At 49.0% G+C, this 1,590-nt stretch carries 1 protein-coding gene; it reads right to left on the bottom strand.

Annotation, left to right across the window (positions count from 1 at the left end; translation table 11 throughout):
* A partial coding sequence (locus tag B3180_RS08780; RefSeq protein WP_286844070.1) for an amidase occupies positions 1-1,429 on the bottom strand: 1,429 nt, incomplete at its 3' end.
* Positions 1,430-1,590 lie beyond the last annotated feature (161 nt).

Here is a 1,590-nt window from a genome sequence, read left to right as displayed (position 1 = left end):
GTTCGTCACCTATTTGAATGTAACCCATCGGCACGGTTATGTGCGGGTACCCGGCGACTGCCGCTGGTGAACTGGCCGAGCCTGAATAATTGTCTCCGAGAACATGGTCAATTTTCCAGGCCGGACTGGTTGTTGGAGCAATGAGTACATCAAGGTTGTTTTCGCTAAGCATGGTATCAATACCTTCTTTACCGGCCAGCTTTTTGCTGTTAGCCAGGGCCTGCTGATAAGCCGCTTCATCTTCCTGCGCATTGGCCATTTCAAAAAGTTCCTGGCCAAATAATAAAAGCTCTTGTTCAGCCAGTTCATTATTGGCTTCTATCATGTCGCCGAGGTTGCGGTAAGGAAGCTGGGTGTCGGCAAGGTACGAAGCCATGTCAGTCTTAAACTCATACAGCAGTACTGTGAACTCGTCACCGCCGTATTCGCCGTAGGTTGGCATTTCGACATCAACAAGTTGCGCCCCCTGAGCTTTCAGAATATCAAGCTGTTGTTCAAATTGTTTGTCCAGTAGCTCGTTGTATCCCATTAAATTGCGAACCACACCAATGCGTTTGCCTTTTAGTCCGTCTGTTTTTAAATGAGAAGCAAAGGTTGTTTCACTGCGGTAGCCGGCAGGGTCGCCCGGGTCATGTGCTTTCATTGCATCGAGCATCAAGGTAGCGCCGGTGACAGTGCGTGCCATTGGACCTGCGGTGTCCTGACTGTGTGCGATAGGAATAATACCGTCGCGACTGATAAGCCCCAGTGTTGGTTTTATGGTGACAATGCCGTTAACAGCGGCAGGGCAGACTAACGAACCATCGGTTTCCGTACCGACCGATAGCGCAACGAAGTCTGCCGCGACTGAAGTAGCGGAACCTGCACTTGAACCACAAGTTGAACGGGTTCTGTCATAAGGGTTTACGGCCTGACCGCCTATGGCGCTCCAGCCTGAACTTGAACGCGTTGAACGAAAGTTAGCCCATTCACTTAAGTTGGCTTTGCCCAGAATAATCGCACCGGCATTTCTCAGTTGTTGCACTAAAAATGCGTCGTCTTCCGGGTAATTTTCTGCAAACAGAAGCGAACCTCCGGTGTTTGGCATGCCCTCGGCGGTATCAATGTTGTCTTTCAGAAGAACCGGTATACCATGCAGTGGACCGCGAATTTTTCCCTGCTGGCGCTCTTTATCCAGCCGTTTGGCATCAGCTAATGCGTTTTCATTCAGGCTATTTACCGCTCTTAGTTCGGGACCCTGCTGATTGTTTTGGTGGATGCGTTGCAGGTAATACTGTGTGAGCTGTTCGGCAGTTAGTTGCTCCTCGTTCATGGCTTGCTGAAGCTCAGTTACAGATGCATCCTGCCAGGTAAATTCGGTGTGATCTGCAGGTGATGTCTGGCAGGCTGTTAAGGCCAGAACAAACAGAAGTGAAACCAGTTGTCTCATGCTTAAACCCTTGTTGTTTTTGTGTTTTCATAAAGTGGCATAACTTTGGACGTAAGGCGAGTCATGCGAATAAAAATCAGGTAAAATGGCAGCAATTGTCGATAAAGAACTGAAGTGGTTAGCGCTATGCGGGTATTGGGTATTGAAACCTCCTGTGATGA

It is taken from the genome of Idiomarina sp. UBA4206 (genome assembly GCF_002383015.1).
GTDB lineage: Bacteria > Pseudomonadota > Gammaproteobacteria > Enterobacterales > Alteromonadaceae > Idiomarina > Idiomarina abyssalis.
The sequence above is the reverse complement of the archived record's forward strand: the minus strand, read 5'-3'. Positions and strand labels throughout refer to the sequence as shown.